A 26,149-nucleotide genomic window follows, 5' to 3' on the forward strand; every position below is an offset into this window, starting at 1 on the left:
GATGATGCTCTCGTGCGATGCAAACCCAGTGTCAAGCTGCGATCCCCAGGAGGTCAGCCTGTGCGCCGCGTTGCAAGCCGTGATCGCTTATGCGGACGGGCAGGAAAAAAGCTCGATCTCCGTCACCTCCGTGGAGGGCCGTATCGTGCTCTCCGGCGAGGTGGAAACACTCTCTGCCTTCGAACATGCGGTCATCATCGCAGAATGTTTCGCGTCGCGGCCCATCATCGCCGATCTGGCTATACGGCAGCGGCCCTGCATCTATCTGGAAACGCCGTCCCGGCGCATCCATCTAGCGAATAACAACAGGAGTGAAAAACAATGAAGACATTCGTTCTCGCAACCGCGATTGCAACCCTGGCCCTTGCCCCGATTGCTTCAGCCGAAACGAAGCACAATGCAAAGCGCCCCATGGAAACCGCGCAGAAAGAACGCGTCGGCACCCTGTCGTGCGAAATTGCCGGCGGCATCGGCCTTGTGGTCGGCTCCAGCAAGAGCGTGGCCTGCGAGTTTCGCCAGCGCTCCGGCAAGACCGAGCGTTATACCGGCACGATCGGCAAGCTCGGTCTCGACATCGGCGTAACCGGCAAGACCTATATGAGCTGGATCGTGCTGAACACCGCAGCCAGCCGCGTGGGTGACGGTGCGTTGAGCGGCAACTATGTTGGTGCCTCCGCTGCCGCATCGGTCGGCGTGGGCTTGGGCGCCAATGCACTGATCGGCGGCAATTCCAAGAACTTCGCGCTTCAGCCGATCAGCGCCGAAGTCGGCACCGGCGTTAACATCGCCGCGGGCGTCTCGCGTCTGCAGTTGAAGCGTGCAGGCTAAACCTTAAAAAAACCGGCGGCGCGGGCTCGGGACGGTTATCGTCTTTTAGCCCGCGCCGTCTGGCGCAGATCAGGCCCTGATATCAGGGTTTGGGGTGAGGCATCATCTCACCCATCGGGCCGTCGCCTTTTGGCCCGCGCATCATATCCTCTTTAGGACCATGATGCGGCGGACGGCCTGCCGGTCCAAGTGCCTCGATACTGCCATCCTGACGGACGACATAGCTTGCCCGCAGGACACCCCTGTCGAAACGGCCCTGAACGCTGACCGCTTCATCAACAGTCACGACCTTGCCATTATCGCCCTCGGGGCCGGTATCGATGAGTGCGCGGCCGCTATCATCCTGAACGATGAACTTGTTGCCGAAAATCTCGGCGACCTTGCCCTTCAGGGTCACGAGATTTCCTTCCTTGACGGTGGAAATGGCAACGGGTGTCATCGGCGCCATCTCAGGTGTCGGCCGTGTCAGCTTCACCGCACCGGCTCCGGCAGCGGCTCCAACGGCCAGCATGGCAACGGCTGCAAAGGCGAACGCGGCGGTTTTACGGCGATGTTTCCGGTGCGGCGGCACGGGAGTGTCAGAAGCGGCCTTCGGTGCTGCGATTTCGTTATTCTCTTCAGAGTGGGACATGGTGGTCTCCTGTTTGATTGACAGGGCCTTTTTACCTGCCAGGCACCACCAGCAGCCTGAACCTTGTGGTTCAGGTTGAGTTAAGCCTTCCGGGCCTAGTTAAAACACCGCCAAGGAAACCGAAACGGCAGAACCATGCGCATACTTCTCGTCGAAGACGATACCGATCTTTCCCGGCGCATCGCAGCCAGCCTGCGGGCGGAAAATTTTGTCGTCGACATCGCGCAGAATGGCGAGGATGCCGAACATGCCGGTCTTACCGAACTTTACGACGTGGCCGTTCTCGATCTGGGACTGCCGAAAATCGATGGCGTATCGGTTCTGAAATCATGGCGGGCGGCGCAAAGGAACCTGCCCGTGCTCGTTTTGACCGCGCGTGACGGATGGCCGGACAAGGTGGCGAGTTTCAAAGCGGGAGCAGACGATTTTCTCACCAAGCCGTTCAAGGTGGAAGAACTGGTGCTGCGGCTGCGCGCACTCGTTCGCCGCGCCACCGGCCACGCCGCCTCCGCCGTCACCTGCGGTTCGCTCATCTTCGATGCGCAGCTCGGGACCTTCGAACAGGACGGCTTGCCGCTGAAGCTGACCGCGCTGGAGTGGCGGGTCCTCTCCTGCCTCATCCTGCGCAAGGAAGTGGTGGTCGACCGCCGTGAACTCATCGAACGGGTCTATGAGGGCGATGCGGAAGTGGATTCCAATTCCATCGAAGTGATCATTGCCCGCCTGCGACGCAAGATCGGTGCCGGGCATATAGAGACCGTTCGCGGGCGCGGTTACATGCTGAAGGCAGAGCCATGAGGGAGTTTTTGGCCATTCCTGGTTCGTCGATATCGCGCCGCCTCACGGTTTTTTCCGTGGTTTTCGTCACCGCGACCGTGATCGTCGCCTCGATCATACTCTATCTCATCGTTGCCGGCGTGGTGCGTGAACAGATCGACCAACGGCTCGACACGCAGATAGAGGGACTGCGGAGCGCGCTCTCCGGCAGCGCAAGCGGCGTCGTGACACTCAACGCCGCGCTGGACGGCCCGCCATTCGACAGGCGCGGCTCCGGCTGGTACTGGCAGATCACCGGCGAGGGTGTGACAATCGCCTCTCGGTCGCTCGCGGGGCAAACCATAACCAACCCGCCCTCCCCGTTTGAATGGCGCAAAATGATGGGCCACGGCCCTCGCCCCGGCGCCAGTGCCGATTTTCACGGCGAGGAGCTCTATCTCAGATCCATTCAAACCATGGTGGGACAGCGCCTCGTCGAAATCACTGCCACTGCGCCGCAATTCGCGCTGGTTGCACCCGCCCGCAGTGCGCTTCTGTGGTTGATACCCGCCATGACCCTCTTGGGCGCGAGCCTCGTCGGCGGTATTTTCCTGCAGGTCAGATATGGTCTGCGACCACTGCGGCAACTCACCGCCGATATTTCCTCGATTTCGGCAGGCACACTCGACAGGTTGCCGGAGGCGGATGTCGAGGAACTGCGTCCCGCCTCGGGCGAAATCAACCGTCTCGTGGAGCAGAATATCGAGAGGCTTGCGGAAACACGTCTGCACTTTGCAAATCTCGCCCACGGTCTGAAAACCCCCGTGACAAGCCTCTACCTTGCGCTCAACGAAACCAACGACCCGGATCGCGAAATGCGTGCGTTGGTGGACAGGATCGACCAACGTATCCGCCACCATCTTGCAAGAGCCCGCAAGACCGCAGCAGGCGGCACCGCCACGGTGACCGCAGTCAAACCGAGGATCGACGATATCGTTGATATCATGTCACGTATTCATGCCGACCGGGGGATTGTCGCAACAGTCGATGTGGACCCCGAGTTGCTATTGCAGGTCACGCCTGAGGATCTGGACGAGATCGTTGGCAATATCATCGACAATGCATTCAAATGGGCCAAAAGCGCGGTTCGTATTTCCGCGAAAAAGACCGGACGCGACGTCTGGATCGTGATCTCGGACGATGGACAGGGCATCGAGGACGACCGTATTTCGGAGGCTTTCCAGCCGGGCAGACGCATGGACGAGACCGTTCCGGGTGACGGCTTCGGTCTTACCATCGCCAAGGAACTTGTCGAGCTTCATGGCGGCAGCATCAGGCTGGAGCGGGGCGAAAATGGCGGGCTTACCTGTTCGCTGACCCTTCCGGCAGGAGCTTGAGGAAAGCCCGCCTTTCCCTTTGTTGACGCTGTTGCGCAGCAGCGGTAAATACAGGTTTCGAAGCAGGGAGATTTATGCGCAGAGGTTGAAAATCTGACCGCCCATCGCGGTTTCAGCCGGCTCTGAAAACGGAGCTGACCTTTTGGCATGTCTAATTCTGCGGAATTTCCATGAATATCAAATCTATCGACATCCGGCCGTTTGACGCGGCAGCGGATACGCAAATCCTGTCACGCATCTGGCTCGATGCCTCGCTGCTGGCGCATCCCTTTATCGGCACGCAGCGTTTGCGCGAGCAGCAAAGACTGATCGAAGATACCTATCTGCCGCTATCGGAGACTTTCATCGCGACGCAGGCCGGTGACCCCGTCGGCTTCATCAGCCTGCTCAACAGTTTCATCGGAGGTCTGTTCGTCGCACCAGCACAACAGGGCAAGGGTATCGGGCGCAGGCTCATCGCCCACGCGCTCGGTCTCAAGGGTGATTTGTCGCTTGAGGTCTATACCGCCAATGAGCAGGCGATGCGGTTTTACCGTTCGCTCGGCTTCCTCGAAGTCTCGCGCAGGTCGACTGACGATGACGGCCTGCCCTTCGAGAATGCCCGCCTGTCACTCAAGGCCTGAAAACAAATCCGGGCAGCCACAGGGCTGCCCGGACCATCTGATGTTTGTTGCAATCAGCCAAACAGCACAAGGCTGCTTTTGACCGTGACCCACACGCCCCAGAGAAGCGGTATGCCGACGGCTGCCCAGGCCAGTGCGGCCTTGGCGTCCAAGCCACCCCTGCCGATGCCGAAGGAACCGGTGGGCCCTGCATTGGCGGCGGCGGTCTTGGCTTGAAGTGCTGCAACCTCCGCATCCGACATGAACCATTTCTCCGGCAACGGCCGGACAAACGCGTTGGCGATGAGGCCGATCGCGAGCATCCCCGCCAGGATGTACATGGTGCTGGTATAGAGTGCGGGACCCGGCGCGACACCGGCCGCAATCTGTGCTTCGCGGATGTAGTTGACGACAACAGGTCCGGCAATGCCCGCCGTTGCCCATGCCGTCAGCAGACGGCCATGGATCGCGCCGACGAACTGCGTGCCGAAGATGTCGGCAAGATAGGCGGGAATGGTTGCAAAGCCGCCGCCATACATCGACAGGATGATGCCGAGGGCAAGAACGAAGAACGCCTTGGAACCCATCGTCGCCAGCGTCGGGGCCAGCGCATAAAGAATGATGCCAAGCACGAAGAAGCAGAAGTAAGTGTTCTTGCGGCCGATCTTGTCGGACATGGAAGCCCAGAAGAAGCGGCCACCGATGTTAAACAGCGACAGCAGGCCCGTGAACCCGGCCGCGATGGCGGCGATCGATGCTTTCTGCTCGATATTGAGGTCCGCAAAACCAACGCCGGGCAGACCGATCAACGAACCGGCGAAAATCTCCTGCAACATTGGCGATGCCATGCCGATCACGCCGATACCCGCTGACACGTTGAGGCACAGAACCGCCCAGATGAGCCAGAACTGCTTCGTCTTGTGCGCATCACGCAGATGAACGTGACGATTGGTGATCATGGCGCTTTTGGCCGCCGGGGCCGTCCAGCCTTCCGGACGCCAGCCCGCCGGTGGAATACGGTAGCCGAAGGCACCCGCCATCATGAAGACGAAATAGATCAATGCCATGACGACGAAAGTTTGCCAGACGCCGACTGATGTATCCGTCTTGAAGGTACTCATGAGCAGATTGGCAAGCGGTGCGCCGATCATCGCGCCGCCGCCGAAACCCATGATGGCCATGCCGGTTGCCATGCCGCGCCGGTCCGGAAACCATTTGATCAATGTCGAGACCGGCGAGATGTAACCGAGACCAAGACCAACGCCGCCGATGACACCTGCCCCGACCCACATCAGCCAGAGCTGGTGCGTCATCACGCCAAGCGCTGCAACCAGAATGCCGCCGCACCAGCAGCAGGCAGAAACGAAGCCGGCCTTGCGCGGCCCGACCCTTTCCAGCCAACCGCCCCAGATCGCCGCCGAGCATCCGAGCAGGACGAAGAAGAGCGTATAGATCCAGCCAAGATCGGCCACACGCCAGTTGCATTCGGTGGTGAACAGCGCCCCGGCAAGGGTGAGGCTGGAGCAACTGGGGTCCGTTGCCGGCAATGCCTTCGACAGCGGCAGCCAGAAGACGCTGAAGCCGTAGGCCATGCCGATACACAAGTGAATGGCCAAAGCCGCCGGCGGCACCAGCCAGCGGTTGAAGCCAGGTTTCGCTATAATCCGTTCGCGGTCCAGAAGCCCGGCTTGCACCGGCCCTCCCGCAGATACGCCTGCTACTGCCATCGACACTACCTCCCTCGTGAATGTCTGGACAACCATGATACGCCCCAATTGGCCGCATCGACCGGGCGTTACCGAGATCGCCGGACGTCCCCATCCGGCGATACCTGTTTGCGGCGTGTTACCGCCTGACTTTACGTAGTTTCGGGAATGCTCGGTTCGGACAAGGACTCGCCGGCAGCAACGCCCTTGCCCTCCGGCGTTCCCGTGGCATCCTCGCCAAGCCCGACCGCATCGGCAGCGCGCACCCCGGGCCTCTTGATCTTGAGCGCGGCTGCAAGCACCAGCGGCAAAAACTCCCCGGCACCGGCGTCAACCATCTCGAAAAACCGTTTGCGCATACGGGGTTCCCAGAATTTGTTAATGTGGGTGGCGACACCCTCAACGCGGATATCCTCCGGCTGGGAAAGGAAAAAAGTCGCGATCTGGTTCGCCATTCTCACCAGTTTTTCGTCGGTGTGATTAAGCAACATGGCTGTTTTCCCCGCGCCGCCTGACGGACGACGTTCACGTTTTCAAAAGGCCGGGATTGCCCCGGCCCCGATTATTCGGCCGCCTCGAGCTTGCCTGCAATCCGCCGCGAACGGCGGCTGAGCGCGTCATATCCTTCCTGCCATTCGGTCGGCCCGTTCGAGGGCGAGACCTGAACCGCAGTTACCTTGTATTCCGGACAGTTCGTCGCCCAGTCGGAGTAGTCGGTGGTGATGACGTTTGCCTGCGTGCCCGGGTGGTGGAAGGTGGTATAGACCACCCCCGGCGCAACGCGATCGGTGATAAGCGCCCTAAGCGTCGTATCGCCGGAACGGCTGGCGAGCTTGATCCAGTCACCATCCTTGACGCCACGCTGTTCGGCATCATGCGGATGGATTTCGAGACGATCCTCCTCGTGCCAGACGACGTTTTCGGTGCGCCGTGTCTGCGCTCCGACATTGTACTGCGACAGAATGCGGCCGGTGGTGAGCAGCAGCGGAAAGCGCGGGCCGGTACGCTCATCAGTCGCCACATATTCGGTGCGGATGAACTTGCCCTTGCCGCGCACGAACCCGTCCACATGCATGATCGGCGAGCCTTCCGGGAATTTTTCGTTACACGGCCACTGCACCGAGCCTCTGCTCTCCAGATAGTCGTAGGAAACGCCGGCAAAGCTCGGCGTCGTCGCCGCGATTTCATCCATGATCTGCGACGGGTGCGTATAGTTCCAGTTCAGCCCCATGGCCTGAGCCAGCTTCTGGGTGACCTCCCAATCCGAATAGCCGTTTTTCGGCGACATGACCTTGCGCACACGATTGATGCGGCGTTCGGCATTGGTGAACGTGCCGTCCTTTTCGAGGAAGGTGGAACCCGGCAGGAAGACATGCGCGTAATTCGCCGTCTCGTTCAGGAACAGGTCGTGCACGACAACACATTCCATCGCGGCAAGACCGGCTGAAACATGCTTGGTGTCCGGGTCCGACTGGAGGATGTCTTCGCCCTGAATGTAGATGCCCTTGAAACTGCCATCAACGGCTGCATCCAGCATGTTGGGGATGCGCAACCCCGGCTCGTTGTTGAGGGTAACGCCCCAGAGCTTTTCGAATATTTCCCGGGTGGCATCGTCGGATATATGACGATAACCGGGAAGCTCATGCGGGAAGGAACCCATGTCGCAGGAACCCTGCACATTGTTCTGGCCACGCAGCGGATTGACGCCGACACCGGGGCGACCAATGTTACCGGTCGCCATGGCCAGATTGGCAATCGCCATGACGGTCGTGGAACCCTGGCTGTGTTCGGTAACGCCAAGCCCGTAATAGATTGCGCCATTGCCGCCCTTGGCAAAGAGCCTGGCGGCACCGCGCAGCTCCTCGGCGGGAACGCCGGTAAAGACTTGGGTTTCCTCCGGGCCATGCTGCGGTTCGGCCACGAAGGCGGCCCAGTCCTCGAATTCCGACCAGTCGCAACGCTCGCGGATGAAGGCCTCGTCGAACAATCCTTCGGTGACGATGACATGGGCAAGGGCTGTCAGCACCGCAACATTCGTCCCGGGCTTCAGCGGCAAATGGAACGACGCCTCCACATGCGGCGTGCGAACGAGATCGATGCGGCGCGGATCGACGACGATCAGCTTGGCGCCCTGGCGCAGGCGCTTCTTCAGGCGTGAGCCGAACACCGGGTGTCCGTCCGTCGGGTTGGCGCCGATGACGAGGACAACATCCGAATGTTCGACGGAATCGAAATTCTGCGTTCCGGCTGAGGTGCCGAACGCCTGGCCCAACCCGTAACCTGTCGGCGAATGACAAACGCGGGCGCAGGTATCGACATTGTTGTTGCCGAAACCGGCACGGATGAGCTTCTGGACCAGAAAGGTCTCTTCATTGGTGCAGCGAGACGAGGTGATGCCGCCGATGGATTCGCGGCCATAGGTTCCCTGAATGCGCTGGAATTCGGAGGCGACATGGGCGAATGCCTCGTCCCAGGTCACTTCACGCCAGGGATCACTGATCTTTTCACGAACCATCGGGTTGAGAATACGGTCGCGGTGGCTGGCATACCCATAAGCGAAGCGACCCTTGACGCAGGAATGGCCACGGTTTGCCTGACCGTCCTTCCACGGCACCATGCGAACCAGTTCCTCGCCGCGCATCTCCGCCTTGAACGAACAGCCGACGCCGCAATAAGCGCAGGTGGTGACCAGCGAATGTTCCGGCTGGCCGATGTCGATCACCGATTTTTCAGTCAGCGTCGCCGTCGGACAGGCCTGCACGCAGGCGCCGCAGGAAACGCATTCGGAATCAAGAAATGCCTCGTGGGCGCCGGGCGAAACACGGCTTTCGAAGCCGCGCCCTTCGATCGTCAATGCGAACGTTCCCTGCACTTCCTCACAGGCGCGCACGCAGCGGGAACAGACGATGCACTTCGACGGATCGTAGGTGAAATACGGGTTGCTCTCGTCCTTGGGCATCCAGTTGGCGTTCAGGTCGCCATCGCCGGCACGGGCCTTCACATGGTTGTCGCCATCATAGCCGTAACGCACGTCACGCAGGCCGACGGCGCCGGCCATATCCTGCAATTCGCAATCGCCATTTGCGGCGCAGGTGAGACAGTCGAGCGGGTGGTCGGAGATATAAAGCTCCATCACACCCTTGCGGATCTGCTTCAGGCGTTCCGTCTGGGTGTGGACGACAAGACCGGCCGCCACCGGCGTGGTGCAGGAGGCGGGGGTGCCGTTGCGGCCCTCCACCTCGATGAGACAGAGGCGACAGGAACCGAAGGCATCGACCATATCGGTGGCGCAGAGTTTGGGAACATCGATGCCCGCTTCTCTCGAAGCACGCATGATGGACGTTCCCGCCGGCACGGTGATCTGGCGGCCGTCGATCGTTAGCGTGACCATCTCTGTCGAGGTGGATTTCGGTGTTCCGTAGTCGATTTCAGATATAAGGGCCATGGTCTTACTCCGCCGCTTCGACACGTGGGATGGGTGCAAAATCCTGCGGGAAGTGCCTGAGCGCGCTCATCACGGGATACGGCGTGAAACCGCCTAGCGCGCAGAGCGAACCGAACTTCATCGTTTCGCAGAGATCCTCCAGCAGCGCCGTATTTCGCTCTGCTTCTATTCCAAGGGAAATCTTGTCGACCGTCTCGACACCGCGTGTCGAACCGATCCGGCATGGCGTACACTTTCCGCAACTTTCGACGGCACAGAATTCCAGGGCAAAACGCGCCTGGCGCAGCATATCGGCAGTGTCGTCAAAGACGACGACGCCCGCGTGACCGATCAGGCCGCCTGCGGCGGTAAATGCCTCATAGTCGAACAACGTATCGAACAGCGACACCGGAAAATAAGCGCCCAATGGCCCGCCGACCTGAACCGCCTTGACCGGCCGGCCAGTAATGGTACCGCCGCCGATCTCGTTGACCAGTTGCCCGAGCGGCAGGCCGAAAGCGGTCTCGTAAAGCCCGCCATGTCTGATGTTTCCGGCAAGCTGGATCGGGATCGTGCCGTGCGAACGACCAATGCCGAAATCCCGGTAGAACGCCGCGCCGCGATCCATGATCACAGGGATCGAAGCGAGCGAAATGACATTGTTGACTACCGTCGGCTTTCCGAAAAGCCCCTGCAGGGCGGGAAGCGGCGGCTTGGCGCGCACCGTGCCGCGTTTACCTTCGAGACTGTTGAGCAGCGAGGTTTCCTCGCCGCACACATAGGCTCCGGCCCCTATGCGCACCTCGAGATCGAACGCGCGACCCGAACCGAGCACAGACGCGCCGATCACCCCTTCTCGCCGGGCGATGTCGATGGCTTTTTCCATCGTCCTAACGGCATGGGGATATTCGGAGCGGGTGTAGATGTAACCCTTCGTTGCACCAACCGCGAGGCCGGCAATGGCCATGCCCTCGATAAGGACAAAGGGATCGCCTTCCATGATCATGCGGTCGGCAAAGGTGCCGCTGTCGCCCTCATCCGCATTGCAGACGATGTATTTCTGATCAGCGGTGGCATCCGCCACCGTTTTCCACTTGATACCGGTCGGAAAACCGGCGCCACCCCGTCCGCGAAGGCCGCTATCGGTGACCTGTTTGACGATCTCCGCAGGGTTCAGTGAAACGGCTCTCTCCAGCCCCTTCATGCCCTTGTTGGCACGGTAGTCTTCCAGCGAAAGCGGATCGGTCACGCCGCAGCGCGCGAAAGTCAGGCGCGTCTGGTTCTTCAGGAACGGGATTTCTTCGGTCAGCCCAAGACAGAGCGCATGATCGCCGCCATCAAGAAAATCCGCATCGAACAGCCCGGAAACATCAGAAGCTTTGACCGGTCCATAAGCAACGCGGCCATGATGGGTGTCGACCTCTACCAGCACTTCAAGCCAGAGCAGGCCGCGCGAACCGTTGCGGACAAGGCGAATATCAAGATTGCGGGCCGCGGCCTCACCTTGGATTGCATCGGCAACGCGGTCGGCACCAACGGCGAGTGCTGCGGAATCGCAAGGCACGAAAACGGTCACGCTCATCGGCGCACCTCCGCCAGAATGTCGCCAAGACAGTGCTCATCCACTCTGGCATGAACCTCGCCATCCAGCATCAGCGCGGGTGCCTGGGCGCAGAGCCCGAGACAGAAGACCGGCTCGAGTGTGACCGAGCCATCCTTTGCCGTCTGGTGCCAGTCAAGACCAAGTTTCCCTTTGATGGTGTCGGCAAGAGACTCGCAGCCCATCGACTGGCAAGCCTCGGCCCGACAGAGCTTCAGCACATGGCGCCCGCCGGGATGGTCGCGGAAATCGGGATAGAAACTTACGACACCATGCACTTCGGCACGGGATACGTTGAGGGCCAGGGCGATCACCTGTTTGACGCTATCAGGCACATAGCCGAATTCTTCCTGCACCCTGTGCAGGATAGGCAGCATTGGCCCTTCCAGATGCAGACAGTCGTCAATGATAGCCTGCACACGCGTCGCCTCATCTGCGGCGACAGCACGAATATTCATGAGCCAGTCCTCCCAAACCGACAGGTGGCGGGCGTTTGAACCGGAGGACCTCCACATCCTTGTCCGGCGCGCCGCGCTGCCTGATGGCGAAAGAATGGCGAGCGGAGCAAGATCAGGTCAATATCGTCTTTCCGTCAGTCGATAGGAAATTTCTATCAAAAGCAGAGGCCGCGACGCGCAATCGCGCCTCGTGCAATAGCGCAGATACCAGCGGCGTATGAGGTTCGCGATAGGTGGCAATCAGGCCGACAAGATGCTCCGCATCCGGCTCGACAATGGGTATCATTCGGATCTGCTTTGGAAAACCAAACGATTCTGCGATGTTACGCGGCATAATTGAAGCCCATTGTCCGGTTCGGATATGGGAAAACAGTACGATCATCGAATTGGATTCGAGCGTGGGTTTCGCTTCAACACCCGCTTCGGCCATGTGCTTGTTGATAATGCGGCGGTTTTGCATGTCGGAAGTCAATAGGCAAAGCCGAAGACCCGAAACCTGCTTCCAGGTCACGCTCTCTTGATCGGCAAGGGGCGTGCCGGCGGCCGCAATCAGGTGATATCGCTCCGAATAAAGCGGAACCGTCGTCACCCGGCCCAGAGGTTCGTTGTCGAGATAGGTGATTCCCGCGTCGATTTCGAGATTTTCGATCTGGCTGAGAACCTGCAACGACGTGCGGGAGGTGACGGAAAACGTGACTGCCGGGTGACGCGCCTGAAAGGGTTCGGTGAGCCTGGGCACCATGGCAAGAGCGGTGGGGATGACGGCCAGCCGGATGTGGCCGGCGAGACCTTTACGCGCAGCCCGCATTTCCTCCCGCATGGTACGTGTATCGGCAACGATGCGCCTTGCCCATTCGAGCACCCGCTGCCCCTCGGGCGTCAGGCCCTGATATCGCGCCGCACGCACGACGAGCACGACACCCAGCTGATCTTCCAGTTGCCGGATGGCCGCAGACAGCGTCGGCTGCGAGATGCCGCACTCCTCCGCGGCCCGCCCGAAATGCTCCGCGCGCGCAAGCGCTATGAAAAACTCCAGCTTGTCGATCATCCTGCCTCCCATCCCGCGCGGCCATTCTGCGGACCGGCGCGAAAGCAGACACTAGAGCGAGGCGGGCTTTGTCGCAAACTCTAGGAAATGAACACGGGGGAAGCCGGCCGCACTGGCCTCTGCCGGTCAGGCGACGAGCTTGGTTTCCTTCACACGCGGATAATCATAGGCATTGACCTTGGATGTCACGTAACCCGCACCCACCAGGGCTTCGGCCAGCTTGACGGCGGCCGTGACACCATCGATGACAGGGACGCCCGTTGCCTCGCGCAGCCTGTCGCACAGTGCGGACATGCCGGCGCAACCGAGGATGATGGCTTCTGCCGCATCCTCTTTCTTGGCCGCTTCGATTTCGCGGATCAACATCGCCTCGGCTGCAAGCGGATCCTCTTCAAGACCCAGCACCGGCAGATTGATGGCACGAACCCTGCGGCAATGCCGCTGTGCGCCGTAGCTATCGACGAGGTCTTCGATAATGGGGATGGAGCGCGGCAGCGTCGTGATGATGGAAAAGCGGCGGCTGATCGTCATGGCTACCTGAATGCCGGCCTGGCAGATGCCGATGACGGGGCCACGCGCGACTTCACGCGCCGCATGCAGGCCCGGATCATCAAAGCAGGCAATAACATAGGCATCGACGCCCAGCCGCTCGCCCTTGCGGATTTCCTCCAGCATGCCGGGAACAGCCAGTGCCTCATCGGCCCCGCCTTCGATACTGACCGGCGTATCGACAGGATTTGCAGCGGAAATCTTCGTATCCGCCTGCCTGACGCGCAAGGCACTCTCGAGCGCCTGCGCCGTCATCGAGGCGGTTGAGTTCGGGTTGATCAGACGAATATGCATTCAGGTCAGCCTTTCGGGACTGTCACTTGCCATCTGGCTTGATGAAGTCGGTAATGGGTGGCGCCTTCAAGACGAACTGGCGATCCGAGGTAATGTAGTTGTCGGCATGGAGGCGTGCGATCGGCTGGTATCGGTCCGGATCGACATAATGCCCCTCCTTGTCGAGGCAGTCCCTGTGGACATGCATGTGCACGACCTCCCCCAGCACCAGCGTCCGGCGCGGATAATCGATCAGACGCTCCACCCGGCACTCGAAGGCGCAGGGCGATTCCGCTGCAAAGCTCGCATCGATCTTGTTGCAGGGCGTCGGCGTCAGCTGCGCCATCGAAAGTTCGTCGACCTCGCTGTCGAAACCGAGGCCGCAGACAAGCATATGTTCGGAAATAGTCATATCGACCATGTTGACGACAAACTCGCCGGTGCGGCGAATATTGGCCATCGTGTCCTTATCCTCGCCATTCAGACGCGGCTGGATTCCGAGAACAACGATGGGCGGATCATGGGAGAAGACGTTGAAAAAGCTCATCGGCGCTGCATTGTTGTGGCCCGCCTCCGAGCGGGTCGTAACAAGCGCTATCGGCCGTGGACCAATAAAATTCGTCAGCAACCGATAGCGGCTCTGCGGCTCAAGCGTGGTGAAGTCGAATTCCATGACGTTGCCCTGTTTATAGTATACAATATTGTTTCATATTGTTGACAATTATGCAACCAAAACCCTGTTGAAACAGTTGACTTTTTCGGCGGCATCACGCTTTTCTAACCCTAATGGAGAGCGAACAAAATGACCGAGCAGAACGGCCAGTCCACACAGCAAATTGTCGAGAAAGTCTGGCTGTCCATCGCTGAGCGGCGGCTGCGTCCCGGCGTGCAGTTGAAGGAAGAACAACTGGCGACAATTTTCAGCGTCAGCCGTGCACGTATCCGTCAGGCCCTGTCCGTTCTGGAGCGCGACGGTCTCGTCACCATCGTTCCCAATCGGGGCGCGTTCGTTTCGAAACCATCGGTCGAAGAAGCCAGAGACGTGTTCTTCGTGCGTCGCACCGTGGAGCAATGTGTCGTTGAACGTCTGTGCAAATCGGCCACCAAGGCCGATCTGAAACGGCTTCGCGACCATGTCGCCAAGGAGCGTGTGGCCAATGCTCACAACATCACCACCGATATCATCAAGCTCTCCGGCGGGTTCCATCTGCTGCTGGCGGAAACGGCCGGTTCCGATTTCCTGTTCACCACCATGCGCGACCTCATTTCGCGTTCCTCCCTCATCACCGCCGTTTACCGCAACACCGACCGCTTCAATTGCGGACCGGACGAGCATGCGGAAATCGTCGATGCGATTGCCAATAACGACCCGGCGAAAGCCACGCATCTGATGACCCACCATCTGGAACATGTGGAAGCGGAACTCGATCTCAGCGAAATCCGCGACCTTTCCCACGATCTGCGCGCCGCACTCGCCTGACCCGACGGTCAGACGAGTTCTCTTTCCTTCACAACCAGCTCTTCTTCGTCCGCCACCAGATGGCAGGCGACACGTGTGCCGCCGGCAAGCGTGCGCACCTTTGGCACCTCCGCCGAACAGCGCGCCGTCGCAAGCGGGCAACGCGGATGAAACGTGCATCCCGATGGCGGTTTGAGCGGGCTTGGAACTTCACCGGCAACCAGTTCCCGGTCACGGCGCGGCGCGTCGATATTGGGAATCGTCTGCAGCAGAAGCTGGGTATAGGGGTGACGCGGGCGGGCAAACAGCTCCTCCGTGTTGCCCTCCTCCACGATGCGGCCAAGATACATGACCGCAATGCGATCCGACATGTGGCGAACCACGCTCATGTCGTGGCTGATGAACAGATAGGTCAGCCCCAACTCGTCCTGGAGGCGTCGCATCAGGTTCAGCACCTGCGCCTGCACCGATACATCGAGTGCGGATGTCGGCTCGTCACAGACCAGAAACTCGGGCTCGCTCGCCAAAGCGCGGGCAATCGAGATGCGCTGACGCTGGCCGCCTGAAAATTCATGCGGAAACTTTTCGCCGTCCGAAGCAGACAGGCCAACCGTCAGCAACAGTTCCTCCACCCGTTCCATGGTCTCGGCCCGGGTCGCACGAAGTTTCAGTTCGCGGATGGGTTCGGCAATGATGTTCTTCACCCGCCAGCGCGGATTGAGCGAGGCATAGGGATCCTGAAAGATCATCTGCGCCGAAAGTGGCGTATCCTTTCGACCCTTGGCGAAGTGGAAATCACCCGCACTTGGCCGGAACAGCCCGGTCACCAGACGGGCAACCGTGGACTTGCCGCAGCCGCTTTCCCCCACGATGCTGAGACAGCCGCCCGCCGGAACCGTAAAATCGATGTCGTTCACGGCCTGGACGAATTGCCGGGGCTTCCGCTCGATAACCCGATTGAGCCATGGGGCAGAGACATCGAAGGTCTTGGTGAGGCCCTTGACCGTCAATGCGGGTGTTTTTTGCGCGGGCGTGTTCATGCTGTACCTCCTGCATTCATCCAGCAAGCGCTGGCGCCATCACCCACCGCTTCCAGTTCCGGCCGCTCGCGAAGACAGCGCGCTCCTGAGAACCCGCAGCGCGGATTGAAGGCGCATCCGGGCGGGATGGCGTCGAGACGCGGCATGGCCCCGTCGATCTGGTTGAGCCGTTCCACTCGCGCGCCGAGCGAAGGAATGGAGGCCATCAGGCCCTGCGTATAGGGGTGCCTAGGCGCATGGAGAACCTGTTCGACCGGCCCCACCTCTATCAACCTGCCGGCATAAAGCACGGCAACGCGGTCGGCTGCCTCGGCAATGACGCCCATATCATGCGTAACCAGCATGACAGCCGTCTGCTTTTCCTTGCAGAGCTTGCGCAGCAGCGAGATGATCTGCGCCTGGATCGACACGTCAAGCGCCGTCGTCGGTTCGTCGGCGATGATCAGTTTCGGCGACGCCGCAAGTGCGAGCGCTATGACGACGCGCTGACGCATGCCGCCGGAGAATTGATGCGGATGGTGATCGACGCGCTCTTCCGGAGATGGAATACCGACATCACGCAGAAGCTGGACTGCGCGTGCCTTTGCATCCCTTTTCGAAAGCGGCAGATGCTGGCGGATCGTCTCCACAAGCTGCGCGCCAACCGTGAACAGCGGATTGAGTGAGGTGAGCGGATCCTGAAAGATCGCCCCGATTTCCCGGCCACGGATGCTTTCCATCGCCCTGTCATCGAGTTGATCGATACGACGCGACCCAAGCCATATTTCGCCATCCGCGATGCGGCCCGGTTTTTCGAGCAGGCCCTGTATCGCAAGGCCGGTCATGGATTTTCCGGCACCGGACTCCCCGACCACACCGAGGATTTCGCCGGGGCGGATGGAAAGGCTGATATCCGAAAGTGCCGTCACCGTTCCCCGGCGGCCGGGGAACTCGACTTTCAAATTGCGGACATCGATAACCGACTGGTTCATGTCATCCATTGGTATTCACCTCCACCGGGTAGCTCGGGGGGAAGATTTCCGAAACGGGCGGATTGGCCCAGCTTCGCTCGGGATATTTCGCGATCAGCCCATCGAACTGTGCCTGCGCCTGAATGCGGGCACGCGCCATATCGATGTTCGCGACCTGTCTTTCCCGCATGGAGAGACGGCCATCGACAAACACGGCGCGCGTGATTTTGCCCGAACCGCCGGTGACAACAGTCGTGATCGGATCGAGGCTCGGCGCCATCACCGTGTCATCGAGATCGAAGACCGCGATATCCGCGCGCGCACCCTTGGAAAGATGCCCGAGATCGGACCGGCCCAGCGCCCGAGCGCCGCCGAGTGTGGCGGCGTCGAACAGATCGGCCGAGCGGACCTTATCTGGAGCACCGTCATTGATGCGGCAGGTTATGAGACCGACAAGCAGGTTCATCAGCATGTCGGCGGGCGCCGTATCGGTGCCCATCGCAATGTTTATTCCAAGCTGCCGGCACGCGGAGAAGGACGATAGCGTACTGCCGCTTCTGGCAGAAACCAGCGGACAGTGGACGATCGACACGCCATTTTCCGCATAGAGCGCCAGATCTTCGTCCGTCGCATTGGTGGCATGCGGCGCGATAAGGCGGTCGCTCAGCAGGCCTGCTTTTGCGAGCCATACCGGCGCAGTCGAGCCATGCAGCTTGCGAACCGTATCGACCTCCATGGTGCCCTGCGCCATGTGCAGCCGGAATTTGCAGCCGAGATCACGGGCGGCCGCATCGGTTCTTTCGAGCAGGGTGAGTGTCGATGTTTCAACCCTATCAGGTGCAAGCAGGCCGCGGACGAGATCACCGTGCCTTCCGGTCTGTCGTTCGATGAACGACACCGCTTCCTTCAGCCCCTGAAGACCGCGTTCCTCATCGAACACGGGCACCATGCGCCCCGGCTCTTCCAGCACCATACCGCCGGAGCGGAAGGCGGGGCTGAGATAGACCCGCAGGCCAAGTTCGCCGGCAGCATCGGCCGCAGCCTCGAATTCAGCGACCGTTTCTCCCCATTCACGGTAAAACAGCGAGGCAATGGGTGCCGCCGTGGTGATGCCGTTGAGGAGAAGCTGACCGAAGGCGAAACGTTTCTGGAAGGCAAGCTCCTCCTCGGAATACATCTCGTAAGGACCGGCCTCGACATAAGAGCGTGGCCAAACACGGCCCTTCGCCCAGCCGGGGTGATTGTCGACCCCCAAAATAGTCGTATCGAAATCGGAAAGCGCATCGAGGTCGATCAGGCCGGGGCTGATCAGGGCATTGCCGAAATCGACGCGCCGCGCGACTTCGCCCGGAAAGCCATGGCCGACAAAAAGGATTTCGCCGTTCTCGAAAACCACTTCGCCGTTTTTCAACAGCCGGTGAGACCCGTCCTTATGACCGACCACCCAGCTAGCGGTGAGCAGCGTGCGACCGGAGGGGCGTTCACCGAGAGCGATAGACTGTAGCGGATTGTTCATCATGGTGCCTCCACCACGGCCTTGCCGCCTCTGGCGGTCACGCGTCCGCCCTTTACGACCAGCGGCCGTGGCGCGACATCGACAACGGCATGCGCCAATGTTTCGCCGGTCAGAAGCGTGAAGTCTGCGGCACAGCCAACCTCAAGACCGTAATCCTTGAGGCCCATGACATCGGCACCGCCCTGCGAGACGACATGCAGGACATGCGCAAGCTCGATATCCGAGCGCAAGCCGTTCTTCATGCCGATGATCTTGGCCCGGTCGAGCATATCCGGCTGGCCCCACGGTCCCCAGGTATCGCGAATGCCGTCACAACCGCCGCCAACGCGAACGCCGGCTTCCTTCAGCCGCATGATCGACGGCACGGTTGCGGAGGGCGCGCCCGTCGTCAGGATCGCCACATCGAGCCGGGCGATTTCATCGATCAGCTTGCCGACCCAGATGTAATCATTCATGCCCAGCGCAAAGGCGTGGCTGATTGCGACCTTGCCTTCCATGCCATTGGCACGAATACGCTCGAAGATCAGTTCCATCGTAAAGGCGCCGAGATCGGCAGCCTCATGCAGATGAATGTCGATAGGCACGCCGTGCCTGACCGCGAGTTGAAAGAGGATATCGAGCTGGCCTTTGGGATCGCGATCGATGCCGCAGGGATCGATGCCGCCAAGGACTTCGCAACCCTGTTTCAAGGCCTCGTCCAGCAGCTCCACCGTGCCGGGCATGACTATGACGCCGGACTGCGGGAAGGCAACGACCTCGATGTCGATGATTCCTTTCAGCTTCTCACGTGTTTCCCATATGCCTTCGACAAGCTTCAGGCCGTGGGTCGGGTCGATATCCACATGGCTGCGGATATGCGTGCCGCCGTTTGCAGCAAGGCCGATGGCGTGGCGCATGGACTGGCGGTGCGGATCGATACCGATCTGGGTGCGGTTCTCGCGCTCGAAATCGATCCGCCCGCGCAGGATGGCGGCGCGGTTGTTCTCATGCCAGGGCATGCCCCATGTCGTCTTGTCGAGATGGGTGTGAGCATCGATGAGGCCGGGCGCGACGATTGCGCCGTTGCCATCCTCGACCGGCATGCCGGGTTCGGCCTCGAACTTTCCAAAACCGGCAATCTTTCCCTGTCTTACCAGAATATCGCAGGTGTCGCCCGCCATGGGCCTGACGTTGCGGAGCAGAAGATCGTACATGGAACTCACCTCAGTTTCGGATTGAGCGCATCGCGCAGCCAGTCACCCAGAAGGTTGACGGTGACGACGAGCAGGCAGAGCTGGAAAACGGGAAACAACACGATCCACCAGGAACCGGAAAACAGGAACTGGTTGCCGATGCGGATCAGCGTTCCGAGCGACGGCTGGCTGGGTGGCATGCCGATGCCGAGGAACGACAACGTCGCTTCAGTCAGGATCGCCATGCCGAAGTTGAGCGTAGCGGCAACCATGATCGGCGTCAGCGTATTGGGCAGAATATGGTTTGCCATGATGCGGCGCGCGGGAACGCCGATCAGCTTCGCTGCCTGCACATAGTCCTTGCCGGTTTCGACAATCGCCTGGGCACGCACGGTGCGCGCATATTGCACCCAGGCGGAAAGCGCGATGGCGAGAATGAGCACGGCAGATGCGCCGACCTCGCGAAGATTGTCCGGCAGCATCTGCCTGACGACCGTGGAGACGAGAATTGCCACCAGAATTGTCGGAATGGAAAGCGTGATATCGCCGATGCGCATCAGGAGATTATCGGCAAAACCGCCAAAATAACCGGCGACAAGCCCGGCAGTCATGCCGATGACCAGAGAAAGCGCGACCGAGGCGACACCGATGACGATCGATATGCGCGTGCCGTAGAGGATAGCGGAGAGCATGTCGCGCCCTTGTGTATCCGTGCCGAGCAGAAAGGGCCATTCGCCACCCTCCTGCCACACTGGCGGCAGTTCGGCCTTCCACATGTCGAGCGAAGCGCCGTCATAGGGGTTCTGCGGTGCGATCAGGGGCGCGAAAATGGCGGCGAGGATGAGGACTGCAAGGATCAGCGCGCTGATCTTCGCCGATCTGCTGTGGCTGAACGACCAGTAGAGATCGCTGTTGCGTATGCGCTTGATGAGCGACGGGCGGGCAGGTTTTGCCGTTTGCGGAAGGTCTGTGGCCATGAAACCGGCTCCCTTCGGTTAGCGCGCAGTGCGCAGACGCGGATCGATCACCGCATAGGCAATGTCGACGAACGTGTTGAGGACAACGAAGATGAAGGAAATGATGCAGAGATAGGCCGCCATGACGGGAATATCGAGAAACGTCACCGCCTGTATGAACAGCATGCCCATGCCCGGCCACTGAAACACCGTCTCGGTGATGAGCGCAAAAGCGATGAGCGAACCGACATTCATCGTCGTCAGCGTCACAACAGGCATAAGACAGTTGCGCAGCGCATGGCGGAAATAGATGCGCCAGCGGGGAATGCCGCGGGCGCGGGCGAATTTCACGAAATCGGACCGCAGCACCTCCAGCATCTCGGCGCGGACCAGACGCATGACGAGCGTGATCTGGTAAAGCGAGAGCGCGATGGCAGGCAGAATGAGTGCGGCACGCCCCGATGAGGTGAGCAGGCCGGTGGACCACCAGCCGAGCTGCACGACATCACCGCGACCAAAGGCCGGCGCCCAGCCGAGGCTGACCGAAAAGACGAGAATAAGCAGAATGCCGACAACGAAGCTTGGCAGCGAGACGCCGACAATCGACAGGAATTGCAGGCCCTCCGTATACCACTTTCCGCGCCTGATCGCCGTCAGCACCCCGAGCGGCAGGCCGACGACCAGCGATATGATCGTGGCCACCAGAACCAGTTCCAGCGTGGCTGGAAACCGCTCCGCGATCAGCGGCAGCACCTGCTGGCCGTTGCGATAGGAAACGCCGAAATTGCCCTGGGCGGCATCTTTGACAAATCGCAGATATTGCGTTGGCAGACTGTCGTTAAGACCGAGACGCTCACGCAACGCGGCGCGATCTTCCTGCGATGTCTGCTCCCCCACCATCAGCTCGACGGGGTCTCCCGCAAGCCTGAAAATGAGAAATGCAATAAGCGCGACGGAAAGCATGACCAGAATGGCATTTCCCATACGCTTGATGATGAAAACCAGCATTGTAACCTCTCGGATGCAAACCCGTGGCCAAAAGGCAGGCAGGTTCGCCCATTTTTGCAAGAGACGGGGTACGGGCCTCATTCGCCCGTAACATTGTCAACAATTGCACCGGCAGCGGAGCATTCAGGGAGGCGTTAAGCGAAATGCCCAACGCCTCCCTGATATTCCGGATTACTTGCCGACCTGCGTCAGCCAGTGGCGCGGCTTGTTGTCGGCGCGGAAATCAACGCTCTTGACCTTTCCGAGCATGGCCCAGGCGATGGGCTGCTGGTGCAGCGGAACAAGCATCGTCTCGTCCTTGGCGATTTTCAATGCAGCTTCTTCAAGCGCGAGACGCTTGGTATTGTCCTGCTCGTGTGCTGCCTGATCCACCAGCTTGTCGATCTCGGGGTTAGACCAGCCGCCATAGTTGGAAACGCCCATCGCGCCCTTGCGGGTCGACAGGATCTGCGACAGGAACGAGAAGGCATCGAGCGTCGGCTCGTTCGCCCAGCTGAGGTTGAAGACATCGGCCTTGCCACCATTGCGCTTGGGAGACTGTACCGAACGCGGGGCGATGTCGATTGTCGGCTGGAAACCGCCGCGCTTGAGCATGTTGGCAACGCCGGAGCAGATGTCTTCCTCGTTGATGCTCTCGTCATTCATGCAGGTATAGGTGAATGCAAGGTTCTTCATCCCCGCATCGGCAAGCAGCTTCTGCGCCTTTGCCGGATCGGCGGGCTGGTAGGTATCAAGCGACTTGGCGTAACCCGCAATCTCAGGCGCAATAAGCGAGCCGGACGGTCTTGCAAGATCGCGCATGACCTTCTTGTTGATGAGATCACGATCGATCGACGCCTCGAATGCCTGGCGAACGCGAAGATCGTTGAAGGGGTTAGGCTTGCCGTCTTCCAGCTTTTCGCGGCGATTGAAGCCGATGAACAGCGTGCGCAGCTCGGTGCGCTTCTTCACCGTGATGTTGGGCGAGGATTCCAGACGCGGCAGATCCTGGATCGGCGCGGAATCGATCAGGTCGATTTCGCCGGAGAGCAAAGCTGCAACGCGGGTTGCGGCCGAGGCAATCGGCACGAATTCGATACGATCGAGATTGTGTTTTTTCTGATCCCACCAGGCATCGTTGGCGACAAGAACCGTCTTGCTATCGGGAACGCGGCTCTCAAGCTTGAACGGGCCCGGTGCCGTTGGTGTGCATCGTCGTGTAGCCATCGACCTTGGACGCGAAGTCGGTCGGCTTTTCACTGTTGTTATCTTTCAACCACTTGGCGTTGAAGATGAAGATATTGGTGATGTCGTTGAGGAAAAGCGAGGTGGGCGCGGTGACGTTCAGATCGACGGTGTAGTCATCGACCTTCTTCACGCCCGCAAAAACCGGAATATTTCCGCGCAGTGGCGAGGTGGCATCCGAAGCGCGCGTGAAGGATGCAACGACATCGTCAGCATTAAAATCAGCACCATCATGGAACTTCACACCTTTGCGCAGGGTGAAACGCCATGTTTTTTCATCAACAAGTTTCCACTCCGTCGCAAGCGCCGGCTCGATCTTGAAGTCCGGCCCGTAACGCACCAGCCCTTCGTAGATATGATTGAGAAAGGCGAGGTTGGAGGTGGAAGGCACCGAATACGGATCAAGCGAGTAGAGATCCGCGCGGCCGCCCCAACGCAAGGTTTCTGCGTTTGCGGGAACGGCAATGGCGGCCAGAACGAAACTTCTAATTCGGGACATTTGATCCCCCCTTTTTATAAATCATTGGATAGCCGGCAGACCTACCGGCCGGGCAAGGCGGAGTATTGTTTCGCACAGCCGTATTGTCAATAATATTGTTGACAATTATCGTATCCAAAATCGCGATGTTCTGGATACAAGCTACACTTCAATGAGGGAGGGGACGAAATGGGGAATTTTCTGCTGCTGCACGGCACCATGGTGACGGTGAATCGTGAAAGACGCATCATCGAGGATTGTGGCCTTGCCATTCAGGGCGACCGTATTGTCGACATCGGTACAGCAGCGGAGCTGGCGCCACGTCACACTGACAAGCAGATCATAGATTGCCGGGGAAAACTCATCATTCCCGGCCTCATTGACGCCCATGGCCATGCAGGACACGCCCTCATCCGCAGCATTGCGGCCGACACCAACGCCATGTGGATGAAGGTCGTGACGCCGACCTACTACCACTACGTCACACGCGATTACTGGTATGCGGACGGCCTGGTCTCCGGCATCGAGCGGCTGCGCGCCGGCGTGACGACCGGTGCCAGCATCATCACCTCGATGCCACGCGCCGACGACCCTGTCTTTGCCATCAACCACGCCCGCGCCTATGACGAGATCGGGATTCGCGAAATCATCTGCGTCGGACCTTCCGGCCTGCCCTGGCCGCACCCGGTGACCCGATGGGAAAGCGGCTCTCCGGAGCGCCGCAATATAAGCTTCGAGGAAATGATCGAGGGCAGCGAAGCCACAATCGAGGCTCTGAACGGAACGGCTGATGGACGCATCAGTGTTTTCCTGACACCCTTTACCATCGTTCCCTCCGTAGAACCCTCCAATGCTTCAAGCCCCGACCAGGCGGTGAAACTGACGGAAAACGACCGCATGCAGGCGCGCCGCATACGCGAGACGGCGCGCAAAATGGGCGTCAGGCTGCATTCGGATGCATTTGCGGGACAAATCCGCATGGCGTTTCAGGATAAGGAAAATGCGCTTCTCGGCCCGGATATCCACCTCCAGCACTGCTGGGGCATCTCGCATGAAGAGATCGACATTCTGGCGGAAACCGGCACGCGCGTGACCCACGCCCCGCCGGGCCGCTCAACGCCGATCATGGAAATGATGTCCAAGGGGATTCGAGTCGCCATCACCACCGATGGCGCTGCACCCAGCCGTCACTTCGATATGCTCCAGACCGCCCGACTTGCACAGTTCACGCAACACCTGCTGCACAATCACGATCGCTACCTGCTGCCGCCGGGCAAGATATTCGAAATGATCACCATCGACGCCGCCCATGCCATCGGCATGGAAGATGAAATCGGTTCGCTCGAAATTGGCAAAAAGGCCGATGTCGTCATTATCGACATGCGCAAGCCACATCTGATGCCGATGTGGATGCCGGTGCACCGTCTCGTGCATCAGGTGCTGGGAAGCGATGTCGACACCGTTTTCGTTGATGGCAAGATGCTGATGGAAAACGGCCGGGTTCTGACGACCGACGTCAATGCGGCTCTCGCCTTTGGACAGGAAGAGGCACTGGCACTTGCCGCCCGCGCGGGTCTTGCAGCGCATATGCATGATCCGGGCTGGGGCCGTTTGTTGCGAACCTTCGAAGAACCGGTCCACCCTCCCCAGCCGCCCACTCCAGTACTGGAACGCGATAACGCAACCTAATTTCGGAAACCGGTGCCACACCAACCGGCTCGCAGATCCGCGCGACCAGATTGTTGACAAAAAGATTGTCGGAACCTTTTTCAAAACAAAAACTCCCCGGCCTGGAGGGGTCCGGGGAGCAAACCTGACGTTATGCCAGGAACTTTGACTGGAGCTAGCACTCACCCGCTCAAGAGCGGGGTGGATCTGAGTTATCTAACCAGACTTATGCTTTTTTCTTATGGCTATTAGAACGCGCGCTGCAGGCGAACGAAACCGGTCCAGCTGTCGCCGCCGCCGTTAACACCCTTGGTGCCGTCGACGTCCTGATAGGTAACCGATGCCAGCGTGGAAAGACCGGAGGTGATCTTGTAGCCAGCAGCAACGCCAGCGCGCCATGCGTCACGATTGCCAACGAAGTCGTTGTTAGCACCGATGTCGATCGTACCGAAGTACTGGAAGCCGGGGGTGATGGTCAGCTTGTCAGTTGCCTTGATTGCGTATTCAGCAGCAACGGACCATTCGGATTCTTCGTAGTAGTAGTTGGCGCCGGAAGCCCATACGCCGGAGAGGCCGAGGGTGCCCGGACCGATGTCAGCCGTGACGATTGCACGGATTGCACCGTTTTCCTGGTTAGTGTCGTAAGCGCCGAGCAGGTTGGCCTTAACGCCACCGAACTTGCCGCCGATGATGGCGCTGACGCCGACATCGTTCGTGTTGGTCTTGAACTTGCCGCCCTTTGAAACGCCAAGCTCGGACGTGCCCTTGCGCGCGCCTTCCAGCTCTTCAGCTGCGGCACCAATGTAGAAGGAGCCGGCGTCGTAGGTGTAACGGATGGCGTTCAGACGGGTGCGGTTGGAGTTGAGCTGGTCATACTCGCCGGAGAGACCGTCATCCCACCAGTTGTAGTAGAAACCAACCTTCAGGCCGCTGAGTTCGATGAAAGCCTGATCGAGAACGACGTTACGGTCGGTGTCGTTGTCGGCCTGACCGCGCAGACCGATGTAGCCGCGCAGAGCGCCGAGTTCGGTGTCGGTGCGGGTGTCGATGTTGAACTGACCGCGCGTCGTGGCATCCCAGTCAGAAGTGCCGGACTGGTTACGACCGAAGTCGGTCTGGAAACGAACGTAGCCGTCGAACTTCAGGCAGGTTTCGGTGCCGGGGATGTAGAAGAAGCCGGTGCCGAAGGCGTCGCAAACGCGAACATATTCCATGGGCTCGGGTTCGGCAGCGACGATAGCGTCAGCGGCCTGTGCGCCGGATACTGCTGCGAGAGCGGCAGCGGAGCCGATGAGGAGGCTCTTGATGTTCATTTTTAATCTCCAGTCAAAAAATTTTTCAACGAATGCGCAAAACTGAGGGCTGGTCTTTTCCCTGCCGCCCGCTTCTCTGCGCTGATTCAGCAA

23 protein-coding genes and 1 pseudogene are annotated in these 26,149 nt (G+C 59.8%); 7 read left to right on the forward strand and 17 right to left on the reverse strand.

The features are described from left to right. The first annotated feature begins 1 nt into the window (after nucleotide 1). Nucleotides 2-325 (forward strand): BON domain-containing protein, encoded by a 324-nt coding sequence (locus CRO62_RS04280; protein ID WP_236765599.1) that lies wholly within the window; start codon nucleotides 2-4, stop codon nucleotides 323-325. Beyond that, nucleotides 322-828, forward strand: a complete 507-nt coding sequence (locus tag CRO62_RS04285; protein WP_097099344.1) for a DUF992 domain-containing protein — start codon at nucleotides 322-324, stop codon at nucleotides 826-828. The genes CRO62_RS04280 and CRO62_RS04285 overlap by 4 nt, the downstream gene beginning before the upstream one ends. Nucleotides 829-910: 82 nt before the next feature. On the opposite strand, the gene CRO62_RS04290 is transcribed toward CRO62_RS04285, so the two are convergent. Beyond that, nucleotides 911-1,459, reverse strand: coding sequence for a hypothetical protein (locus tag CRO62_RS04290; protein ID WP_097099345.1), 549 nt, complete (start codon nucleotides 1,457-1,459; stop codon nucleotides 911-913). 135 nt (nucleotides 1,460-1,594) lie between these two features. Here CRO62_RS04290 and CRO62_RS04295 point away from each other — a divergent pair, with 135 nt between their 5' ends. The 3 genes from CRO62_RS04295 to CRO62_RS04305 all read left to right on the forward strand — a co-directional run bounded on the left by CRO62_RS04295 (nucleotide 1,595) and on the right by CRO62_RS04305 (nucleotide 4,235). After that, the gene (locus tag CRO62_RS04295; protein ID WP_097099346.1) at nucleotides 1,595-2,257 is read left to right on the forward strand and encodes a response regulator transcription factor; all 663 of its coding nucleotides are present in this window, start codon (nucleotides 1,595-1,597) and stop codon (nucleotides 2,255-2,257) included. Next, nucleotides 2,254-3,612: a sensor histidine kinase gene (locus CRO62_RS04300; protein ID WP_097099347.1), complete on the forward strand. Its 1,359-nt coding sequence runs from the start codon at nucleotides 2,254-2,256 to the stop codon at nucleotides 3,610-3,612. Before CRO62_RS04295 ends, CRO62_RS04300 begins: the two co-directional genes overlap by 4 nt. A 170-nt stretch (nucleotides 3,613-3,782) precedes the next feature. Continuing rightward, nucleotides 3,783-4,235 carry a GNAT family N-acetyltransferase gene (locus CRO62_RS04305; protein WP_097099348.1) on the forward strand — a complete coding sequence of 151 codons (453 nt, stop codon included), beginning with the start codon at nucleotides 3,783-3,785 and terminating at the stop codon, nucleotides 4,233-4,235. A 53-nt stretch (nucleotides 4,236-4,288) separates the two neighbouring features. Here CRO62_RS04305 and CRO62_RS04310 read toward each other — a convergent pair whose 3' ends face one another. The 8 genes from CRO62_RS04310 to CRO62_RS04345 form a co-directional block, all read right to left on the reverse strand. Next, nucleotides 4,289-5,941 carry an OFA family MFS transporter gene (locus tag CRO62_RS04310; RefSeq protein WP_097099349.1) on the reverse strand — a complete coding sequence of 551 codons (1,653 nt, stop codon included), beginning with the start codon at nucleotides 5,939-5,941 and terminating at the stop codon, nucleotides 4,289-4,291. 131 nt (nucleotides 5,942-6,072) lie between these two features. Then, nucleotides 6,073-6,411 carry a formate dehydrogenase subunit delta gene (locus tag CRO62_RS04315; RefSeq protein ID WP_097099350.1) on the reverse strand — a complete coding sequence of 113 codons (339 nt, stop codon included), beginning with the start codon at nucleotides 6,409-6,411 and terminating at the stop codon, nucleotides 6,073-6,075. A 71-nt stretch (nucleotides 6,412-6,482) separates the two neighbouring features. Then, nucleotides 6,483-9,365 (reverse strand): formate dehydrogenase subunit alpha, encoded by a 2,883-nt coding sequence (gene fdhF, locus CRO62_RS04320; RefSeq protein WP_097099351.1) that lies wholly within the window; start codon nucleotides 9,363-9,365, stop codon nucleotides 6,483-6,485. 4 nt (nucleotides 9,366-9,369) lie between these two features. Next, nucleotides 9,370-10,926, reverse strand: a complete 1,557-nt coding sequence (locus CRO62_RS04325; protein ID WP_097099352.1) for a formate dehydrogenase beta subunit — start codon at nucleotides 10,924-10,926, stop codon at nucleotides 9,370-9,372. Continuing rightward, nucleotides 10,923-11,402, reverse strand: coding sequence for a formate dehydrogenase subunit gamma (locus tag CRO62_RS04330; RefSeq protein WP_097099353.1), 480 nt, complete (start codon nucleotides 11,400-11,402; stop codon nucleotides 10,923-10,925). Before CRO62_RS04330 ends, CRO62_RS04325 begins: the two co-directional genes overlap by 4 nt. A 112-nt stretch (nucleotides 11,403-11,514) precedes the next feature. Further along, on the reverse strand, nucleotides 11,515-12,450 hold the full coding sequence (locus CRO62_RS04335; protein ID WP_004431358.1) for a LysR family transcriptional regulator: 936 nt from the start codon (nucleotides 12,448-12,450) through the stop codon (nucleotides 11,515-11,517). Between the two features lie 126 nt (nucleotides 12,451-12,576). Next, nucleotides 12,577-13,293: an aspartate/glutamate racemase family protein gene (locus CRO62_RS04340; RefSeq protein ID WP_013761066.1), complete on the reverse strand. Its 717-nt coding sequence runs from the start codon at nucleotides 13,291-13,293 to the stop codon at nucleotides 12,577-12,579. A 22-nt stretch (nucleotides 13,294-13,315) separates the two neighbouring features. Beyond that, complete coding sequence (locus tag CRO62_RS04345; RefSeq protein WP_097099354.1) at nucleotides 13,316-13,945, reverse strand: flavin reductase family protein; 630 nt, start codon at nucleotides 13,943-13,945, stop codon at nucleotides 13,316-13,318. A 129-nt stretch (nucleotides 13,946-14,074) separates the two neighbouring features. On the opposite strand from CRO62_RS04345, the gene CRO62_RS04350 reads away from it, so the two are divergent. Continuing rightward, nucleotides 14,075-14,752: a GntR family transcriptional regulator gene (locus CRO62_RS04350; RefSeq protein ID WP_004431355.1), complete on the forward strand. Its 678-nt coding sequence runs from the start codon at nucleotides 14,075-14,077 to the stop codon at nucleotides 14,750-14,752. Nucleotides 14,753-14,760: 8 nt separating this feature from the next. On the opposite strand, the gene CRO62_RS04355 is transcribed toward CRO62_RS04350, so the two are convergent. The 7 genes and pseudogenes from CRO62_RS04355 to CRO62_RS04385 form a co-directional block, all read right to left on the reverse strand. Then, the gene (locus tag CRO62_RS04355) at nucleotides 14,761-15,771 is read right to left on the reverse strand and encodes an ABC transporter ATP-binding protein (RefSeq protein ID WP_097099355.1); all 1,011 of its coding nucleotides are present in this window, start codon (nucleotides 15,769-15,771) and stop codon (nucleotides 14,761-14,763) included. After that, nucleotides 15,768-16,751, reverse strand: a complete 984-nt coding sequence (locus CRO62_RS04360; protein WP_097099356.1) for an ABC transporter ATP-binding protein — start codon at nucleotides 16,749-16,751, stop codon at nucleotides 15,768-15,770. The genes CRO62_RS04355 and CRO62_RS04360 overlap by 4 nt, the downstream gene beginning before the upstream one ends. After that, entirely contained in the window at nucleotides 16,744-18,237 is a 1,494-nt protein-coding gene (locus CRO62_RS04365; RefSeq protein ID WP_097099357.1) for an amidohydrolase family protein, read from the reverse strand. Before CRO62_RS04365 ends, CRO62_RS04360 begins: the two co-directional genes overlap by 8 nt. Continuing rightward, nucleotides 18,237-19,430: an amidohydrolase family protein gene (locus CRO62_RS04370; protein WP_097099358.1), complete on the reverse strand. Its 1,194-nt coding sequence runs from the start codon at nucleotides 19,428-19,430 to the stop codon at nucleotides 18,237-18,239. Before CRO62_RS04370 ends, CRO62_RS04365 begins: the two co-directional genes overlap by 1 nt. 5 nt (nucleotides 19,431-19,435) lie before the next feature. Then, nucleotides 19,436-20,386, reverse strand: a complete 951-nt coding sequence (locus tag CRO62_RS04375) for an ABC transporter permease (protein ID WP_097099359.1) — start codon at nucleotides 20,384-20,386, stop codon at nucleotides 19,436-19,438. A gap of 18 nt (nucleotides 20,387-20,404) precedes the next feature. After that, nucleotides 20,405-21,373 carry an ABC transporter permease gene (locus CRO62_RS04380; protein WP_004431345.1) on the reverse strand — a complete coding sequence of 323 codons (969 nt, stop codon included), beginning with the start codon at nucleotides 21,371-21,373 and terminating at the stop codon, nucleotides 20,405-20,407. A gap of 171 nt (nucleotides 21,374-21,544) precedes the next feature. Next, a pseudogene (locus CRO62_RS04385) lies at nucleotides 21,545-23,096 on the reverse strand (ABC transporter substrate-binding protein). Between the two features lie 168 nt (nucleotides 23,097-23,264). Here CRO62_RS04385 and CRO62_RS04390 point away from each other — a divergent pair. After that, a complete protein-coding gene (locus tag CRO62_RS04390) occupies nucleotides 23,265-24,764 on the forward strand; it encodes an amidohydrolase family protein (RefSeq protein WP_097099360.1) in 1,500 nt (499 codons plus the stop codon). A 227-nt stretch (nucleotides 24,765-24,991) separates the two neighbouring features. Here CRO62_RS04390 and CRO62_RS04395 read toward each other — a convergent pair whose 3' ends face one another. Beyond that, entirely contained in the window at nucleotides 24,992-26,056 is a 1,065-nt protein-coding gene (locus CRO62_RS04395; protein WP_097099361.1) for a porin, read from the reverse strand. Nucleotides 26,057-26,149: the final 93 nt, after the last annotated feature.

It is taken from the genome of Rhizobium sp. AN6A, assembly GCF_900215635.1.
Classification (GTDB): domain Bacteria; phylum Pseudomonadota; class Alphaproteobacteria; order Rhizobiales; family Rhizobiaceae; genus Agrobacterium; species Agrobacterium tumefaciens.

Coding starts and splice junctions, on each gene's coding strand:
- CRO62_RS04375 (WP_097099359.1), bottom strand. CDS start 20,386: ATGGCCACAGACCTTCCGCAAACGGCAAAACCTGCCCGCCCGTCGCTC.
- CRO62_RS04350 (WP_004431355.1), top strand. CDS start 14,075: ATGACCGAGCAGAACGGCCAGTCCACACAGCAAATTGTCGAGAAAGTC.
- CRO62_RS04315 (WP_097099350.1), bottom strand. CDS start 6,411: ATGTTGCTTAATCACACCGACGAAAAACTGGTGAGAATGGCGAACCAG.
- CRO62_RS04390 (WP_097099360.1), top strand. CDS start 23,265: ATGGGGAATTTTCTGCTGCTGCACGGCACCATGGTGACGGTGAATCGT.
- fdhF (WP_097099351.1), bottom strand. CDS start 9,365: ATGGCCCTTATATCTGAAATCGACTACGGAACACCGAAATCCACCTCG.
- CRO62_RS04395 (WP_097099361.1), bottom strand. CDS start 26,056: ATGAACATCAAGAGCCTCCTCATCGGCTCCGCTGCCGCTCTCGCAGCA.
- CRO62_RS04340 (WP_013761066.1), bottom strand. CDS start 13,293: ATGCATATTCGTCTGATCAACCCGAACTCAACCGCCTCGATGACGGCG.
- CRO62_RS04365 (WP_097099357.1), bottom strand. CDS start 18,237: ATGAACAATCCGCTACAGTCTATCGCTCTCGGTGAACGCCCCTCCGGT.
- CRO62_RS04310 (WP_097099349.1), bottom strand. CDS start 5,941: ATGGCAGTAGCAGGCGTATCTGCGGGAGGGCCGGTGCAAGCCGGGCTT.
- CRO62_RS04370 (WP_097099358.1), bottom strand. CDS start 19,430: ATGTACGATCTTCTGCTCCGCAACGTCAGGCCCATGGCGGGCGACACC.
- CRO62_RS04295 (WP_097099346.1), top strand. CDS start 1,595: ATGCGCATACTTCTCGTCGAAGACGATACCGATCTTTCCCGGCGCATC.
- CRO62_RS04380 (WP_004431345.1), bottom strand. CDS start 21,373: ATGCTGGTTTTCATCATCAAGCGTATGGGAAATGCCATTCTGGTCATG.
- CRO62_RS04325 (WP_097099352.1), bottom strand. CDS start 10,926: ATGAGCGTGACCGTTTTCGTGCCTTGCGATTCCGCAGCACTCGCCGTT.
- CRO62_RS04300 (WP_097099347.1), top strand. CDS start 2,254: ATGAGGGAGTTTTTGGCCATTCCTGGTTCGTCGATATCGCGCCGCCTC.
- CRO62_RS04360 (WP_097099356.1), bottom strand. CDS start 16,751: ATGGATGACATGAACCAGTCGGTTATCGATGTCCGCAATTTGAAAGTC.
- CRO62_RS04330 (WP_097099353.1), bottom strand. CDS start 11,402: ATGAATATTCGTGCTGTCGCCGCAGATGAGGCGACGCGTGTGCAGGCT.
- CRO62_RS04305 (WP_097099348.1), top strand. CDS start 3,783: ATGAATATCAAATCTATCGACATCCGGCCGTTTGACGCGGCAGCGGAT.
- CRO62_RS04280 (WP_236765599.1), top strand. CDS start 2: ATGATGCTCTCGTGCGATGCAAACCCAGTGTCAAGCTGCGATCCCCAG.
- CRO62_RS04290 (WP_097099345.1), bottom strand. CDS start 1,459: ATGTCCCACTCTGAAGAGAATAACGAAATCGCAGCACCGAAGGCCGCT.
- CRO62_RS04345 (WP_097099354.1), bottom strand. CDS start 13,945: ATGGAATTCGACTTCACCACGCTTGAGCCGCAGAGCCGCTATCGGTTG.
- CRO62_RS04285 (WP_097099344.1), top strand. CDS start 322: ATGAAGACATTCGTTCTCGCAACCGCGATTGCAACCCTGGCCCTTGCC.
- CRO62_RS04355 (WP_097099355.1), bottom strand. CDS start 15,771: ATGAACACGCCCGCGCAAAAAACACCCGCATTGACGGTCAAGGGCCTC.
- CRO62_RS04335 (WP_004431358.1), bottom strand. CDS start 12,450: ATGATCGACAAGCTGGAGTTTTTCATAGCGCTTGCGCGCGCGGAGCAT.